General features: G+C 33.1%; 17 protein-coding genes. 8 read left to right on the plus strand and 9 right to left on the minus strand.

Going from position 1 to position 15,721, the window contains the following annotated elements; all coding sequences use genetic code 11:
* Positions 1-226: 226 nt before the first annotated feature.
* The gene (locus OZP10_RS20875; protein WP_281632595.1) at positions 227-538 is read right to left on the minus strand and encodes a hypothetical protein; all 312 of its coding nucleotides are present in this window, start codon (positions 536-538) and stop codon (positions 227-229) included.
* Between the two features lie 232 nt (positions 539-770).
* Here OZP10_RS20875 and OZP10_RS20880 point away from each other — a divergent pair, with 232 nt between their 5' ends.
* Positions 771-1,178 carry a helix-turn-helix transcriptional regulator gene (locus tag OZP10_RS20880; RefSeq protein ID WP_281632596.1) on the plus strand — a complete coding sequence of 136 codons (408 nt, stop codon included), beginning with the start codon at positions 771-773 and terminating at the stop codon, positions 1,176-1,178.
* A gap of 6 nt (positions 1,179-1,184) precedes the next feature.
* Here the strand turns inward: OZP10_RS20880 and OZP10_RS20885 are convergent, their stop codons facing one another.
* On the minus strand, positions 1,185-1,568 hold the full coding sequence (locus tag OZP10_RS20885) for a hypothetical protein (protein WP_281632597.1): 384 nt from the start codon (positions 1,566-1,568) through the stop codon (positions 1,185-1,187).
* 87 nt (positions 1,569-1,655) lie between these two features.
* Positions 1,656-2,072: a hypothetical protein gene (locus OZP10_RS20890; RefSeq protein WP_281632598.1), complete on the minus strand. Its 417-nt coding sequence runs from the start codon at positions 2,070-2,072 to the stop codon at positions 1,656-1,658.
* Between the two features lie 145 nt (positions 2,073-2,217).
* Between OZP10_RS20890 and OZP10_RS20895 the strand changes: the two genes are divergently transcribed.
* A complete protein-coding gene (locus OZP10_RS20895) occupies positions 2,218-3,447 on the plus strand; it encodes a multidrug effflux MFS transporter (RefSeq protein ID WP_281632599.1) in 1,230 nt (409 codons plus the stop codon).
* 115 nt (positions 3,448-3,562) lie between these two features.
* Here OZP10_RS20895 and OZP10_RS20900 read toward each other — a convergent pair whose 3' ends face one another.
* The 4 genes from OZP10_RS20900 to OZP10_RS20915 form a co-directional block, all read right to left on the minus strand.
* Positions 3,563-4,828, minus strand: a complete 1,266-nt coding sequence (locus OZP10_RS20900) for an NAD(P)/FAD-dependent oxidoreductase (protein WP_281632600.1) — start codon at positions 4,826-4,828, stop codon at positions 3,563-3,565.
* 81 nt (positions 4,829-4,909) lie between these two features.
* A complete protein-coding gene (locus OZP10_RS20905; protein WP_281632601.1) occupies positions 4,910-6,244 on the minus strand; it encodes a DEAD/DEAH box helicase in 1,335 nt (444 codons plus the stop codon).
* Between the two features lie 174 nt (positions 6,245-6,418).
* Entirely contained in the window at positions 6,419-7,957 is a 1,539-nt protein-coding gene (locus tag OZP10_RS20910) for a DEAD/DEAH box helicase (RefSeq protein WP_281632602.1), read from the minus strand.
* A 109-nt stretch (positions 7,958-8,066) separates the two neighbouring features.
* Positions 8,067-8,600 carry a DUF6155 family protein gene (locus tag OZP10_RS20915; protein WP_281632603.1) on the minus strand — a complete coding sequence of 178 codons (534 nt, stop codon included), beginning with the start codon at positions 8,598-8,600 and terminating at the stop codon, positions 8,067-8,069.
* A gap of 104 nt (positions 8,601-8,704) precedes the next feature.
* Between OZP10_RS20915 and OZP10_RS20920 the strand changes: the two genes are divergently transcribed.
* Together OZP10_RS20920 and OZP10_RS20925 are read left to right on the plus strand one after the other, a co-directional pair.
* Complete coding sequence (locus OZP10_RS20920; RefSeq protein WP_263523121.1) at positions 8,705-8,998, plus strand: DUF3817 domain-containing protein; 294 nt, start codon at positions 8,705-8,707, stop codon at positions 8,996-8,998.
* A complete protein-coding gene (locus tag OZP10_RS20925; protein ID WP_281632604.1) occupies positions 8,991-10,238 on the plus strand; it encodes a mechanosensitive ion channel family protein in 1,248 nt (415 codons plus the stop codon). Before OZP10_RS20920 ends, OZP10_RS20925 begins: the two co-directional genes overlap by 8 nt.
* A 252-nt stretch (positions 10,239-10,490) precedes the next feature.
* Here the strand turns inward: OZP10_RS20925 and OZP10_RS20930 are convergent, their stop codons facing one another.
* Entirely contained in the window at positions 10,491-10,910 is a 420-nt protein-coding gene (locus OZP10_RS20930) for a hypothetical protein (protein WP_281632605.1), read from the minus strand.
* 82 nt (positions 10,911-10,992) lie between these two features.
* Here OZP10_RS20930 and OZP10_RS20935 point away from each other — a divergent pair, with 82 nt between their 5' ends.
* The 4 genes from OZP10_RS20935 (at position 10,993) to OZP10_RS20950 (ending at position 13,604) form a co-directional block, all read left to right on the plus strand.
* A complete protein-coding gene (locus tag OZP10_RS20935) occupies positions 10,993-11,400 on the plus strand; it encodes a glyoxalase (protein ID WP_111369121.1) in 408 nt (135 codons plus the stop codon).
* An 8-nt stretch (positions 11,401-11,408) separates the two neighbouring features.
* A complete protein-coding gene (locus OZP10_RS20940; RefSeq protein WP_281632606.1) occupies positions 11,409-11,879 on the plus strand; it encodes a hypothetical protein in 471 nt (156 codons plus the stop codon).
* Positions 11,880-11,926: 47 nt separating this feature from the next.
* A complete protein-coding gene (locus OZP10_RS20945; RefSeq protein WP_281632607.1) occupies positions 11,927-12,505 on the plus strand; it encodes a Crp/Fnr family transcriptional regulator in 579 nt (192 codons plus the stop codon).
* A 127-nt stretch (positions 12,506-12,632) separates the two neighbouring features.
* Positions 12,633-13,604, plus strand: coding sequence for a quinone oxidoreductase family protein (locus tag OZP10_RS20950; RefSeq protein WP_281632608.1), 972 nt, complete (start codon positions 12,633-12,635; stop codon positions 13,602-13,604).
* Between the two features lie 53 nt (positions 13,605-13,657).
* Here the strand turns inward: OZP10_RS20950 and OZP10_RS20955 are convergent, their stop codons facing one another.
* Complete coding sequence (locus OZP10_RS20955) at positions 13,658-15,634, minus strand: alpha-ketoacid dehydrogenase subunit alpha/beta (RefSeq protein ID WP_281632609.1); 1,977 nt, start codon at positions 15,632-15,634, stop codon at positions 13,658-13,660.
* Positions 15,635-15,721 lie beyond the last annotated feature (87 nt).

Here is a 15,721-nt window from a genome sequence, read left to right on the forward strand (position 1 = left end):
AGGGTTTTAAAAGCTTTACATATTCTTTACTTTAAATTATCATCCCTATGAATTAAAATAACTTTACTCTCTTCTTTTATATTAATTACACTATTTTATGCTCTGCTTGGTACCGATTTATACATTATAACTTTTTGGGACAATCGTCAAAAACCATTAAAATACTTAGACATTTCATTTGATACGTAAAATATTAGCCCATTACTCAGGTTATACTATTTTTAAATTACTTATCTCTTTTTCTTTTGATTTCTTCTAACATTTCTTCATGTGTAATTACACGACCCTCTACGATGTCTCTTTTGCCTTCTTCAATTGACGCTGTTAGTTCCATCATATAATGTTCTTCTGGAGAAAGAATTTTTGCAATTTCAAGCATTTCATCTGGTGTAAATGAATTGGTTTTTAGTTTTCTGTAGAATGTTGGTCCCGCTATTCCAATCTTATCAATAATATAATTTTTTTTGTACGGCGATTTGTTTATTAATTCGTCGATTTCGCTAACTATTTTTTTATAAGTGAGAATTTCTTGTATCATATTTGATATTTTTTTATTTCGTTTATGTTACAAATATAGTAATAAAAATGATAATTTAGGAGACTTCTTAAGCATCTGGCGTAGCATTAAATGTTTGATGGTTTTAATAAAGTCTTATAAATTGAGTTTTGAATTATTTGAGAAGTCAGATAATTTAGAATTAACATTTCTAAATATCTCATAAATAATTTAAGTAAAAATCCTATATTTGACATTTACGATACACATCAATATGACAGAGAAAAAAGTACATCAAGGTAGAAATATAAAGCGTTTCCGTGAAATGTTGGGCATTAAACAAGAAGCCCTTGCCTATGAATTGGGCGAAGATTGGAATCAAAAGAAAATCTCTATGTTAGAGCAAAAAGAATTGATTGAAAATGATATTCTAAATCAAGTTGCTAAAATTCTAAAAGTACCTGTTCAAGCGATCGAGAATTTTGATGAAGATTCTGCAATTAATATCATAGCAAATACTTTTCATGATAGTGCTGTTGCGAATACTTTTAGAGATGGTTCACAGGTAAACTTCAACTGTACATTCAACCCTCTTGATAAAATGGTAGAACTATACGAGCGTATGCTTGAACAACAAAAGGAAATGATTGAGAAATTGGAAAAGATTATAAATAAAGAATAAAAAGTTCTATTCATATAATTTATTCAAAATCATCTCTTTTGGCACAACATCGCCTCCGCCATTTTTTGTAAACTGAATTACATCATCTTTTACAAATAAAACTGCGCTGGACGAAATACCGTCTTTATCTTTTAATTTTATTTGAGCCTTATCGCCATGCGGATAAACATGTCCGGTAACTTCCAAAATTCCTGAATTTAAATCTTTGTGTTCGCTTGTAACTTCGGCGGTTCCAAAAATCTTATAATTTGATTGTGCAATCGTAATTCTAAAAATATATTCTTTCTTGCAGTCTTTGCATTTTTGGTTTCCCCAAGTTCCTGAGAATTTGTTTTGCTGTGAGAATGCTTGCAAGGAAATTAAAAATGCCAGGAAAAGAAATTTTTTCATTGTAGTTTGTTTTATTAAAATCTGAGCCAAATATAAATTAAAAAAGCATCACAAATTTGCGATGCTTTTTCCAAATTGTTTTAAAATCTATAATTTTTTCAAATAAACCGATTTACCATTTAACGATACGTCAACTTGATTCGTTTTCTCGTTAAATGATGTTCGCAAGGCATTTCCGTTAAAAATGGTAACGTCGCCGTACACATGGCCAGTTTCAGTTGATGTATAATCAAATTTTACTTTTTTGTTTCCTGGCTCAATGCCTAATTTGTAACTTGAAAATTTTGTTCCTCTTAAATCAAAATCTTGCTGCGAATCGATAATTTTTCCGTCAGCATAAAAATTGGTAACCGATTTGCTTAATGTAATGTCCGGATAATACTGATTAACTTTTTTTAGAAGCTCATATTGCTCAACACTAGCATCTTCGAGTTTTGAGGTAATAGTTTGAGCAAATGAAATTGATGTAAATAAAACTGCTAATAATAAAAGGTACTTTTTCATGCTGTCTTAATTTAAAGATTAATAGATAGTTACGCTAAATAATTTTCGCGATTACTTTAATTTATTGTTATAAACTTCTTCAAGTTCTATAACAAGGTATGAAATCTTTACCTTTGCAGAAAATTATAAGCCCTTTTTTAAGATAATGACAACAAAAAAATATATCCAGCTCATTCTGATCTTAGGTTCTTTAACCGCTCTTGGACCTTTTTCGATCGATATGTATCTGCCTGGTTTCTCTGGAATTGCAAAGGATTTAAATACCACTGTCGCTAAAGTTTCTATGAGTTTATCTAGTTACTTTATCGGAATTTCTGCTGGACAATTGCTTTATGGGCCTTTATTGGATCGTTTTGGACGCAAAAAACCTTTATTTGTTGGACTCCTAGTGTATATTCTAGCTTCTCTAGGCTGTATTTATGTGGCTGATATTGATTCTTTTATATTTCTTCGTTTTGTTCAGGCTATTGGAAGCTGCGCCGCAACAGTTGCTTCTGTGGCAATGGTTCGTGATTTATTTCCTGTAAAAGATATACCAAAAGTATTTTCGCTTTTAATGCTTGTTGTTGGTCTTTCTCCAATGCTTGCGCCAACGATTGGCGGTTATGTTACAGAAGATTTAGGTTGGCATGCCGTATTTTTCATTTTGATGTGTATGGGAATCGTGATTTTAGTCGCTTCACAATTTGGACTTCCAAATACCTATCAGCCAGATGCTTCAATTTCGCTGAAACCAAAACCAATTATAACTAATTTCATTTCTGTTTTAAAAGAACCTCAATTTTATACGTACGCGTTTACAGGTGCAGTTGCATTTTCTGGATTGTTTTCTTACGTAGCCGCTTCTCCACTTGTTTTTATGGATATTTATAAGGTTGATGCTAAAACTTATGGATGGATTTTTGCACTAATGTCAGTTAGTTTTATCGGATCTAGTCAGTTGAATTCTATGCTGTTAAAAAGATTTTCAAGCGAACAGATGATTTTTGGCGCTTTAATTTCGCAGTCTGTTATAAGTATAATATTTTTGATTTTGGCTTTAAATAATCTTCTCGGACTTTATCAGACAATCGGAATGTTGTTCTTGTTTTTAGCTTGTCTAGGAATTTCAAACCCAAATACAGCAGGATTAACGCTTGCTCCTTTTGCCAAAAACACAGGAAGTGCTTCCGCGTTAATGGGAGCTATTCAGTTGGGAATTGGTGCTTTGGCTTCTTTTGCAATTGGTGTTTTTGTAAAAGATTCGGTAACGCCAATGGTTGCCATTATGACTACTACAACAATTACAGCATTTATTATTTTAAATATCGGAAAACGCTTTGTTAAAAATAAGGTAGAATTGTCTGAAAGTGATGATATTATGGTTGGACACTAAAAGTATTGAAATCCGACAAAAGAAAATCGAATATTTTAAATCCTAAAAACTACAAAAGCCAAAATCAAAATGATTTTGGCTTTTTATATTTCGTGATATTAGAATTTAGAACCTCTTAACTTTGTTGTCTTTTTTCAGGTCTAATAATCATTCTAAGCGATTGATCTTTTGCAAAATAAGCAACCATCCAATTCCAGAATGTGTTTAGTCTATTTCTATACGTGATTAAAGAAATTAAGTGAACGAACAGCCAGATAAACCAAGCGAAAAATCCTTTAAAATGCCATTTCGGACTTGGTAAATCTACTACAGCTTTGTTTTTTCCTATAATTGCCATAGAACCTTTGTCTTTATAAGCAAACGGTTTTAGCGGTTTGTTGGCTACCATCGCTTTAAAATTCTTAGCAAGATTTAATCCTTGCTGAATTGCAACTTGCGCCACTTGCGGATGTCCATCAGGAAAATTCGCATCACCAGCCAAGATTGCGGTATCGCCAATAGCGTAAATATTATCTACAGCGTTGACTTTATTGTAAACATCTGTAGCCATTCGACGTCCGCGACCGTAACTTTCCTTTGGCATTCCTTCGAAAATTTTGGCAGAAACTCCCGCGGCCCAAATTAAGTTTTTGGTTTTAATGGTTTCTCCGTTTTCAAAATGTACCGTATCATCAACATAATCGACAACACGAGTATGAAGCTTAACTACAACACCAAGTTTAGTAAGTGCGTCAAGAGTATCTTCTTGGGATTCTTTGCTCATTGGAGCCAATAGAGCATCTCCTCCATCAACTAAATAAACATTACTTGCAGATGTTTCTAATTCTGGGTATTCTTTTAATAGAATATTTTTTCTCATTTCGGCAAACATTCCAGAAACTTCAACTCCTGTTGGTCCACCGCCGGCCACAACGATCGTTAATAATTTACGGCGTTTGCGAATATCTTTGCAGATTGCTGCTTTTTCAAGGTTTTTAAGCAATGCATTTCGCATTTCGATGGCATCATTTAATGTCTTCATCGGAATGGCGTTTTTCATCACATTTTCCATTCCGAAATAGCTAGTTTCTGCTCCAGTAGCAAAAACGAGATAATCATAATCTAATTCTCCGTTGCTCAAAGTAATTTTCTTTTCAGCTGGTGAAACAGATAATAATTCGCCTAAACGAAAACTAAGATTCTTTTTGCCTGCAAAAAATTTCCTAAACGGATAACTAATGCTCGAAGGCTCTAAAAATGCAGTTGCAACCTGATATATAAGTGGTGGAAAAAAGTTATAATTATTCTTGTCGACAAGTGTTACTTGTATTTGAGGCTGATTTACAAGTTCTTTTGCTAGATTAATTCCTGCAAATCCCCCTCCAATAATGACTATTTTCATATATGTTGTAATTAAGTAGGATTATAAAATAATTCCTTATAAATATACAACTTTAATATACAATGACAATTGTCATATTTATTACTTTTTGAATTTTTTAACAGGTTTTTCAACTATATCGATTTTGTTCTGTAGGACATAACTCGCCATTAATTTCTCGATTAGTTCGTCTTTTGTAAGATGATGAAAAACAGTTTTCACTTTTGTTTTTAAATCCTGTGAAAGCTCATGATTTGGTTTTGTTTTGAAAATTTGTTTGGCCCATAAAAGCATATTGTTTTCTTCAAGACTTGCAGCAGAAGGTTTTTTAAACTCAGAAAATTTAATTCCTAATTCTCTTTCGAAATCAGCAATTTCAAAAACTTCTTCTTGCTGTAAAACAGTCAAAGAAAGTCCTTTTGCTCCTGCCCTTGCGGTTCTTCCACTTCGGTGAACGTAATTTTCGTAAGTGTCAGGCAAATGATAATTAATCACATACGAGATTTCTTTTACATCAATTCCTCTCGCAGCCAAATCGGTTGCAACCAGAATATTAATATGTCCTTCACGAAACTGTTCCATAATTCTATCACGAATTCCCTGCGTCAGACTTCCATGAAGCGCTCCCGAAGAGAATTTATTGATTGCTAGATTTTTGGCTAATTTATTAACGGCAGCTTTCGTTTTACAGAAAATAATTCCTCTTTCGCCATCTCTAGAATTTAAGAAATGCATTAAAACTTCCAATTTTTCAATAGGATCTACCACAATATACTCATGGTCTATTCCTTCATTTCCAACAGTTTCCATATTGGCGCTTATCTGAACTACATTTTTGTTCAAATAATTCTGAATCAGTTGTTTTATGGTTCCAGGAAGTGTTGCCGAAAATAATAAAGTACGATGTTTTTTAGGCAATTCTGCAACAATTTCGTCTAAACTTTCTTTTAGAATAGCCACCATTTCGTCGGCTTCATCCAAAACTAAGTATTCTGTTTGTTTTAAATCAATTGCTTTTCGCTGAATCAAATCGATTAAACGTCCTGGAGTTGCCACAACGATTTGAGCGCCTTCTTTTAATCTTTCGATTTGTGGTTTTATTGGAGTTCCTCCGCAAATGGAAGCAATAGATATATTAGGAATATATTTTGAAAAATCTTCTAAGTTTCTAAAAATCTGCTGACCCAATTCTCTAGTTGGAACTAAAATCACAGCTTGAACTGTTGTCGATTCTGTATTTACCAATTGCAATAAAGGCAAACCAAATGCGGCTGTTTTTCCTGTTCCTGTTTTTGCTAAACCTACAATATCGTGAGTTTCGCCCAAAAATAGCGGAATTGTTTTTTGTTGAATTTCTGTTGGTTCAACAATGTTTAATTCGCTTAAAGCTTTTAAAATTGGAGCCGAAATTCCTAATGTTGAGAATGGTTTAGACATGTTCTTTAATTTGTTTAAAGTTTCAGGTTTCAAGTTACACCAAAAACTTAATAAGTTGAAAGGAGAAATCACATTTACTTTGAAATGCTATTTCTCCTTTTTATAAATTATGATACTATTTTAGATTCCAATAACTTGAAACATGAAACCTGAAATAATTTAACTTTTAAATTATCAATCTGGTTCGTTCATGATTTTTTCACGATACTTTTTACCAATTAATAAAGTTAATCTTTGTTTGTAATCGTCAACCAGCCATTCGCGGTAGTTTTTACTGCATTGGCTCAAACATTTAGAATAACGTTTAATACGATCTTCGATATCATCTTCTAGTTCTTTAGCCAGCATTTTTGCTTCCTGAAGCGTTTCTGTATTATCTACACACATTCCTGCATGCTGATCTAGAGATTTATCTAAAACTACTTTAGAACGAAGGTTTTGTTTGATGATTAATTTATGTTCTTCGTCAACATCAAAACTAACATCGGCCGTTTTACTGAATTTTGCACGCAATTCTGGTGGCATGCTATATTTAAAGAACATCTCGATTTCGTGGTCATCACGAAGATTCTCCAAATAAAACTCTGGCGATTTAAAAATATGCTGCCAGTTTACAGGATCGCTCCATAAACCAAAACGAGCGGCATTGTTACCTAAATCGATAACTGTAAATTCGTCTTTTCCAGGCAATTTACGAGAACCACGACCAATCATCTGGAAATACAGAGTCAGAGATTTCGTTGCTCTGTTCAAGATAATCGTTTCTACAGTTGGTTCATCAAAACCAGTTGTTAAGATTCCAACAGAAGTCAAAATTGCATCTGGAGTCTTCTTAAACCATTGCAGAATGTCTTTACGCTCTTCAGAACTGCTTGTGTTGTCTAAGTGGCGAATATCATATCCTGCTTCTCTAAACGTTTCATATACATATAAAGAAGTATGAATACCGTTATTAAAAATCAAGGTTTTCTTTCCTAAAGAACGTTCTGTATATGCGTGAAGCAGTTTTTCCTGCATCAAAGTATTGGTATACAAATCGTCTGATGATTTTACAGTATAATCACCATTAATACCTACTTTAAGCGAAGTTAAACCAACATCATAGCTATAAGTTGTTGCTTTTGCTAAGAAGCCTTTCTCAATCAATGAACCAATTGTATCACCAACGATAAGTTCGTGGTAACTTTGGTGCATTGGTAATTTTATGTTAGAACTCAAAGGCGTTGCTGTTACTCCAAGAATAAAAGCATTTTTAAATGAGTTTAATAGTTTTCTAAACGAGTTGTAATGTGCCTCATCAATAATCACCAAACCAATATTGTCTAGATGAAGTTTTTCATCATTAATACGGTTTTTTAAAGTTTCAACCATTGCCACGAAACAAGAAAAATCATTCTGATCTGGCAATTCTTTTACTTTACTATTGATTATTTTGTTTGTTACACCAAAACCTGTAAGCATTTTTGAGGTTTGCTTGCAAAGTTCGATACGGTGCGTTAAAACCACCACTTTTTTATCGTTATGAGATAAATAGCGGCGAACGATTTCAGAAAATATCACTGTTTTACCTCCACCTGTCGGAAGCTGATACAGTAAATGATGCTTGGGAGGAGCATTGTCTAAACGGTCAAAAATAGCGTCAATATCGCCTTTTTGGTATGCATACAGTTCTTTTTTCTCTTCTCTTTGTATTTCTAAAGTGTTTTGAGACATTGTTTATTTTTGGATTTTTGCAAAAATACACCGAAAAAACAGTTATTCATCTTCTTTTAACTTAAAATAAATGTTTTTTTTAAATAAAGATTTTTTATGAGAAAGGGTTTTAATAGTCGATTTTTTCCAAAATTGCTTCAAAATCGTACTTATTTCTCCATTTTTGCTCCGAAGTTTCGTTCTGAATTGCGTTAATTCGCAATTTAAAATCGTTAAAAATTCCATTTGAAACAATAAAATTGACTGCTTGCTCAAAAGAATTTAAGATGCTTTTGTAAAATAATTCCTGCTTGATTAAATTTTGAGAAGAAAACGTTTGCGCAATTTCGATATTGTAAAGCATAATATCGGCTACAATATAGGAATCTACACCAAGCATCATAAAATGTTTTATGAGTTTTTGAGCAACCGATCTTCGCATTTTGGCTTTCGGACGCCATTTTGCTCCCGGTTTTTTAATTGGGAAATATTCGTGTGAGATTTTAACCTTTGCCTCCTGAAGCAATTTATCTTCTTTCGGATTAAAAACAAAGTCGTAATACACCTTTACAGGAGCAAATTTCTCGTACAATTCGATCAATTGTTCCTCTAATTGGTCTTTGCTTAATTCGCCTAAATATTTTTTTAAATCTCTTTTACTCATTCTCAAAACTTAAGATTACAAAAGTAAATTACTTTCTTTATAAATACCTCAAAAACCAACGATAATACTTAATTTTGCCGATATTAAACTTAAAAAATACATACATGCTCAAGATTTTCAAAGTTACTGCCATTTTAGAGGGAATCTCTTATTTAGTATTATTTGCTAATATGCTTATTATCAAAAACAATAATCCTGAACTTTACCATACATTATTACGTCCGTTAGGAATGACACATGGTGTTTTATTTATCGGATATATTCTTTTAGCTTTTTTATTGAAAAAATCAATGAATTGGGACTTAAAAACTTTCGGAATTATTTTGGTTGCCTCTCTTATTCCGTTTGGAACTTTTTATATCGAGAAAAAATATTTAGAAACTAAAGCAAATGCATAAGCTTTTGGAGAAAATATTTAATTTTTTATATCCTGTTTTCAGAGACTGGGGAATGAGCCGTAATGTTGCGTCTTATACCAGTCTGATTTTTAATATTCTTATTCTAATAGCGCTGGCATATGTTATTTATTATGCTGCTAAATTTCTTTTGGTTACACTGACAGCCGTTTTTGCACAGCGTACCAAAACAAAGTTTGACGATTATTTAATTCAAAACAAAACAACAAGATATACCGCTTATTTAATTCCGTTTTTCTTTATTTATAAAGCAGTTCCAGTAATTCTCGACAAATATGAATATTGGGAATCGATTTTCGGGAAAATTGTCGGAATCTATATTGTATTGCTTGGATTGTGGATCGTTAGAACTGTTTTTAATTCGTTACGCGATTATTTAAAACAAAAGCCTGAATACAGCGACAAGCCAATTGACAGTTTTGTTCAGGTTATCATGATTGTGCTTTGGATTTTTGGAGTTGCGATGATTATTTCGACTTTATTTGGAATTAAAAAAGGCGAACTGTTAACCATTCTAGGAACACTTTCGGCAATTATTATCTTAATTTTTAGAGATACAATTCTTGGATTTGTTTCAAGTGTTCAGGTTGCGATAAACGATATGGTTCGTATTGGCGATTGGATTACAATGGATAAGTTTGGTGCCGATGGAGATGTTATCGAAATCAATTTGACAACAGTAAAAGTTCGAAACTTCGATAATACAATCACAACTATTCCAACATACGCTTTAAGTTCAGATTCGTTTCAGAACTGGCGCGGAATGCAGAAATCTGATGGAAGACGTATCAAAAGACATGTTTTAATAAAAAGCAGTACAATCCGTTTTTTGAATGATGAAGATTTGCATCAGCTAAAAAAAGTACAGTTGATAACTTCTTACATAGACAGCCGTCAAGCAGAAATCGATAAATACAATGATCTTAGAGGAATTGATAAAACGCTTTCGCTAAATGGCCGAAACATTACCAATTTAGGATTGTTTAGAAAATATATTATGCAATATTTAAATGACCATCCAGGATTGAATAAAAATATGCATATCATGTGCCGACAGCTACAATCTACCGCGCATGGAGTTCCGTTGGAAATTTATGTCTTTTCAAGTGACAAACGCTGGGCAAATTACGAATACATCATGGCCGATATTTTCGACCACGTAATGGCATCAGTTAGATATTTTGATCTTGAAATTTTTGAATTGCCTTCTACGTTAAGTTAGATTTTGTTTCAAGTTTCAAGTTTCAAGTTGATATAGCATGCGCATATTTAACCGCTAAGTTCGCTATCCCGATAGCTATCGGGAACGCAAGGTTCGCAAAGTTTTTATACAAAGCTTTGCGAACTTTGCGTTTTTATTAAACTCCAATACAAAAATAACTTTGCTCCCGATAGCTATCGGGATTGCGGTAAAACACACAAGCCAATCAACTTGAAACCTGAAACTTGAAACTTGAAACTTGAAACAAAAAAACTACTCCTTCTCTATCCTTTCAAAAAGAAACTCAGGATTGTTATATTCAATAGGAACTTCTGGAACGTAACACGGAAGATTAAAATAAGTTCCGATTACTCCCTTTCCTAGATAAAGTTTATTGTCTTTCTTTAAAAGCGCAAGTGGAACTCTTTTCCAAGCGCCACCAAAAGAAATATAATGATAATCGCCCCGAAGCGTATTACCTCTTAAATCGCCTCTTACGTCGCCAGAATCTTTTCCGGTTCCATAATGCGAAATTTCGTAACGGCCATAAAAACGTTTGTCATTTATATGAATATCAAAAATAGCCGTGTCTTTGTTGTTTACAGCGCGGTATAATTGATGATTGTATTTTTCTTTATCTTCTTTGGAATTGCAAGAAGCTAGTAATAAGCAGAGAAACAGAAATAATCGCATAATTTATTTTTAGAAAAACAAAAATAGGTTTTTACAATGGGATTATTTCTTTAACTTTAAGGAAAACTTAAAACAAAACCCCATGGAAGATAGAGACACTTTTTTAAAAGAATTCAGAGGCGAAACTTTAGGAACTGTAAGTGCTCAATCTTCAGCAGATGAGATCTTTCAAAACCAGACCATCAGGCCCATTTTAAAACTTCAAAATGACTTGTTCATTGCTGTTTTTATCAATTATGTAAACAAAAATAAACCCGATTTCTATTCTTACTCGGTTGAAAAGAAGCTTCAGACAATCGAAAATTCCATTCAAAAAGATATTAAATTTAGAAATTCATTAAAAGGAATTGTGATGGCGCTTTTTACAGTAGACGAATACAATACTTACATTCAAAATTCTTCTGATTTGAATAAGCGAATGATGAATTTACTTATTGACCGATTGAAAAATCAGGTTCAATTGTTTGAAGTGGAATCGGATTCTAAGTAATTTTTGAAGTGGAAATCGAAATTAATAGTTCAAATGGAGATTTAAAGGCTTTTAAAGGCAATTCTTTATTATTTTATTCTACAGTTAAGATTAATATTTTTAACAGAATTATAAAAGTATTTAACTATGCTGATATTTTAGTTTTAGAATTAAAAATAACAGACTTAATTTTCAAAAGCAGCTATAAGATCTTGTTTCAAAATAATGATTTGATTAGTCATGTTGCTCGAATTAGCTATGATGATATTTTTTTTGATGAAAATGAAAGCCTAAAAAAACGGTTTGATAATAGGATAATATCTTTCAATTGGAATTATTCTTATTTTCATAAAAATATTAAAATTGCTCAAGTAAAGCATAATACAAAAAAATATCCATGCATAATGGAGTTAAATATAGAGGAGAAAAATTTAAACTTTCTTGATCAAATTTTAATCCATATTCTGTCAACGAGAATTGCTGATCCAAATGATAATTGATCTTCGGCTTAAATATGCTTTAATTTTAAATAACCATTAATAAACAAATGTTCGACCAATTCCGAAACAAATTCTCTTTAACTGATGAAAAATGGAACGAATACATCGGTTATTTCAATCGAATTGAAGTTCCTGCGAAAACTACCCTTTTAGAAGAAGGTGAAGTTTCAAAAAAACTTTATATCATAGAAAAAGGCTGTATTCGGGTTTGGTTTAACAATAACGGAAAAGATCTTACTACGCAATTCTTTTTTGAAAATGAGAGCGTTGCTTCTATCGAAAGTTTCATGAAGAAACTTCCGAGTCCGACAAATATAGAAACGATTGAGCCTTCGGTTTTGTGGTGGATTCATAAAAATGATTTGGATAAAATTCTCGAAGAAATCAAAGAAATACCAGCATTGAGGGATAGTCTCATTAATAAGCTTTTTGAGCGTACTTTTGATTATATGAAATATTTTGTTTCATTTATAAAAGATTCCCCTGTAGAGCGCTATGTTAATTTAATTCAACAAAGACCTCAAATCATATTGCGTGTTCCGCAACATTATATCGCTTCTTATTTAGGCATAACAACTGTACATTTAAGCAGATTAAAAAGCAAATTAGTAAATAAGAATAATTGACATATTAATATCAGCCAAACTTAAACTAGCTTATATAACTTATATGGTTTAAGAAGAAATTTGATAACAAATGTTATCGTCTGCCCATAAACGGCTCTGTAATTTCGCTTCATAAAATTTAATAATTATGAAAGCAGCAGTAGTTTATAAAAAAGGCGAATTGCCTAAATATGCAGAATTTGAAGAGCCAATTGCATCAAATGAAAATGAAGTTTTGGTTTCGGTAAAAGCCGTAGCCATTACAAATCTGGATAAAGGAATTGCAAGCGGAGATCATTATTCTTCGGAAAAAGAAAATCAAAACGGATTTGTAGTTGGAAGCGACGGAATTGGAGTTCTAGAAAACGGAACGAGAGTTTACGCCCGCGGAATCTCAGGAACAATCGCAGAAAAAGCTTTAGTAGAGAAAAATCGAATGGTTGTTTTACCAAATGGAATTGATGATGCAACAGCCGCAGCGATGCCAAACGCAGTTGCAGGTTCGGCAATGGCACTTCGTTTTAGAGCTAGCATCAAATCAGGTGAAACGGTTTTGATAAATGGAGCAACTGGTTTTACGGGACAAATGGCGGTTCAAATTGCAAAACATTATGGAGCTAAAAAGATTATTGTTACAGGAAGAAATGAAAAAGCGCTTGAAAGCCTTTTAGAATTAGGCGCCGATGAAATTGTTTCTTTAAAAAAAGATGATGAATCTATTCTTTCTCAGTTAAAAGAAATCCATAAAAATACTCCGATAGATATTGTAATTGATTATTTATGGGGACATTCGGCAGAACTTATTTTTTCTGTTTTAAAAGGAAATGGAAATTTTACGCATAAAACGAGATATATTTCTGTTGGTTCTATGTCTGGAGATACCATTCAATTATCAGCTCAGATTTTGAGAAGCGTTGATCTTCAATTGTCTGGTTCAGGTTTGGGAAGCTGGACAAAAGAAGAAGTGAAATTGTTATTTTCTGAAATCCTTCCCGAAATGTTTCTTTTAGCATCTAAAAATATACTAAAAGTAAATATTGAAACCGTTCATTTATCAGATATTGACAGAATGTGGAATGCGGAAGTTCCTGACGGAAAACGTTTAGTGGTTCTTGTTTAGAGGTTCTAAGGTTCTGAGTTTTTTCAGACTCAGAACCTTAGCATCTTAGCAACTTAGTATCTTAGGATCTCAAGTAAAACTTCCTCAAATCTATTTCTTGGTAAAAACTGATCTTCTAGTGCTTTAGTAAAAGGAATTGGTGAATCTAAACTCGCTACACGTTTTACAGGAGCATCTAGATATTCGAAGCAATTTTCCATAATTAAAGCCGAAATATCACTTGCGATTCCGCCAAACATGGTGTCTTCTTGGTAGATTATGGCTTTTCCTGTTTTCTTAACCGAAGCAAAAATAGTTTCGGTGTCTAAAGGCTGTAGAGTTCTTAAGTCAATTAAATCGGCATCAATTTCTGGATGTTGCGCTAAAGTTTCTAAAGCCCAATGAACAGTAGCACCAAATGCGATAATGGTTACTGATTTTCCTTCTTTAACCAAAGCGGCTTTACCTAAAGGAATGGTATAATAGTCTTTAGGAACATCTTGATAAATACTGCGGTATAATAATTTATGTTCGAAGAATAAAACAGGATTTGGGTCGTTAATTGCAGTATTTAAAAGTCCTTTTGCATCGTATGGAAATGCTGGATAAACTACTTTTAAACCTGGAGTTTTTGTAAACCAAGCCTCATTGGTTTGCGAGTGAAAAGGTCCAGCCTGAGTTCCTCCGCCACAAGGCATACGAACGACAACATCGGCTTTTTCGCCCCAGCGATAATGAGATTTAGCCAAAAGGTTCACAATCGGATTAAATCCAGTTGAAACGAAATCAGCAAATTGCATTTCTACAATCGCTTTATAGCCGTTTATAGAAAGTCCCATTGCTGCAGAAATTACAGCGCTTTCGCATATTGGTGTATTGCGTATTCGGTCTTTTCCAAAAGCATCGACAAAACCTTCTGTGATTTTAAATGCTCCACCATATTCAGCGATATCTTGCCCCATAATTACAAGGTTTTTATGGCGCCACATGGACTGCTCTAAACTATTTCTAATAGCGTCTATAAAACGAATATTTTCTGAATCTGAATTATGGCTATATTCCTCATATTGATATTCTTTATAAACATCACTTAATTCTCCGCTATAAGTTGGTTCTATCTCTGGTTCGGCATTCGCAATTGCCCAATTTTCATCAATTTCATGCTTTATTTCGGTATGAAATTGTTCGTCTAATTCAGCGGTTAGAATTCCGTTTTCAGTCAAATATTTCCTGAAATTCGTAACAGGATCTCTCAATTCCCATTGATCCATTAAATCTTGAGGAACATATTTTGTACCGCTCGCCTCTTCGTGCCCGCGCATTCTGAAAGTTTTAAATTCCAATAAAACAGGACGCGGATCTTCCTGCATTTCTTTCTTTAGTTGCGATAGTTTATTGTAAATTTCTATAATATTATTTCCGTCAATAATCCAGCTTTCAATTCCGTAACCAATTCCTTTGTCTGCCAAGTTTTCGCAAGCGTATTGTTCGTTAGTTGGCGTTGAAAGTCCATAACCATTGTTTTCTATAACAAACATTACAGGTAGTTTCCAAACAGCAGCAATATTCAACGCTTCGTGAAAATCGCCTTCACTTGTTGCGCCTTCTCCAGTAAAAACAGCGGTAATTTTTTTATTGTCTTGAAGTTTATTCGCAAGGGCAATTCCGTCAGCAATTCCTAGCTGTGGACCCAAATGCGAAATCATTCCAATAATATTGTATTCTTGGGTTCCAAAATGGAAACTTCTATCGCGTCCTTTTGTAAAACCATTTGCTTTTCCTTGCCATTGCGAGAATAAACGGTGAAGCGGAATTTCTCGTGTGGTAAAAACACCCAGATTTCGGTGCATTGGAAGCACATATTCAGATTGATCCAAAACAGCCGTAACTCCAACTGCAATAGCTTCTTGCCCTATTCCAGAAAACCATTTAGAGACTTTTCCTTGCCGAATCAAGATGAGCATCTTTTCTTCGATCAATCGTGGTTTTAATATTTTTTTGTATAAATCTAATAATTGCGCGTCAGTCAGGTTTTGGCGGTAAAAGATCATGTAGTTTTTTGTTTTTTAGTGTTTCAAATATAACAAATTGCTATTGTTTTATTAGATTTTGAAATAAATTTTTAATCAGAAATCTGC

Source organism: Flavobacterium luteolum (assembly GCF_027111275.1).
Lineage (GTDB): Bacteria > Bacteroidota > Bacteroidia > Flavobacteriales > Flavobacteriaceae > Flavobacterium > Flavobacterium luteolum.

What these genes read in the sequence shown, in the direction of transcription:
- OZP10_RS20910 (WP_281632602.1), bottom strand. Translation starts at nt 7,957, where the DNA reads ATGTCTCAAAACACTTTAGAAATACAAAGAGAAGAGAAAAAAGAACTG.
- OZP10_RS20915 (WP_281632603.1), bottom strand. Translation starts at nt 8,600, where the DNA reads ATGAGTAAAAGAGATTTAAAAAAATATTTAGGCGAATTAAGCAAAGAC.
- OZP10_RS20885 (WP_281632597.1), bottom strand. Translation starts at nt 1,568, where the DNA reads ATGAAAAAATTTCTTTTCCTGGCATTTTTAATTTCCTTGCAAGCATTC.
- OZP10_RS20880 (WP_281632596.1), top strand. Translation starts at nt 771, where the DNA reads ATGACAGAGAAAAAAGTACATCAAGGTAGAAATATAAAGCGTTTCCGT.
- OZP10_RS20900 (WP_281632600.1), bottom strand. Translation starts at nt 4,828, where the DNA reads ATGAAAATAGTCATTATTGGAGGGGGATTTGCAGGAATTAATCTAGCA.
- OZP10_RS20895 (WP_281632599.1), top strand. Translation starts at nt 2,218, where the DNA reads ATGACAACAAAAAAATATATCCAGCTCATTCTGATCTTAGGTTCTTTA.
- OZP10_RS20935 (WP_111369121.1), top strand. Translation starts at nt 10,993, where the DNA reads ATGGAAGATAGAGACACTTTTTTAAAAGAATTCAGAGGCGAAACTTTA.
- OZP10_RS20930 (WP_281632605.1), bottom strand. Translation starts at nt 10,910, where the DNA reads ATGCGATTATTTCTGTTTCTCTGCTTATTACTAGCTTCTTGCAATTCC.
- OZP10_RS20945 (WP_281632607.1), top strand. Translation starts at nt 11,927, where the DNA reads ATGTTCGACCAATTCCGAAACAAATTCTCTTTAACTGATGAAAAATGG.
- OZP10_RS20925 (WP_281632604.1), top strand. Translation starts at nt 8,991, where the DNA reads ATGCATAAGCTTTTGGAGAAAATATTTAATTTTTTATATCCTGTTTTC.
- OZP10_RS20890 (WP_281632598.1), bottom strand. Translation starts at nt 2,072, where the DNA reads ATGAAAAAGTACCTTTTATTATTAGCAGTTTTATTTACATCAATTTCA.
- OZP10_RS20875 (WP_281632595.1), bottom strand. Translation starts at nt 538, where the DNA reads ATGATACAAGAAATTCTCACTTATAAAAAAATAGTTAGCGAAATCGAC.
- OZP10_RS20920 (WP_263523121.1), top strand. Translation starts at nt 8,705, where the DNA reads ATGCTCAAGATTTTCAAAGTTACTGCCATTTTAGAGGGAATCTCTTAT.
- OZP10_RS20905 (WP_281632601.1), bottom strand. Translation starts at nt 6,244, where the DNA reads ATGTCTAAACCATTCTCAACATTAGGAATTTCGGCTCCAATTTTAAAA.
- OZP10_RS20955 (WP_281632609.1), bottom strand. Translation starts at nt 15,634, where the DNA reads ATGATCTTTTACCGCCAAAACCTGACTGACGCGCAATTATTAGATTTA.
- OZP10_RS20950 (WP_281632608.1), top strand. Translation starts at nt 12,633, where the DNA reads ATGAAAGCAGCAGTAGTTTATAAAAAAGGCGAATTGCCTAAATATGCA.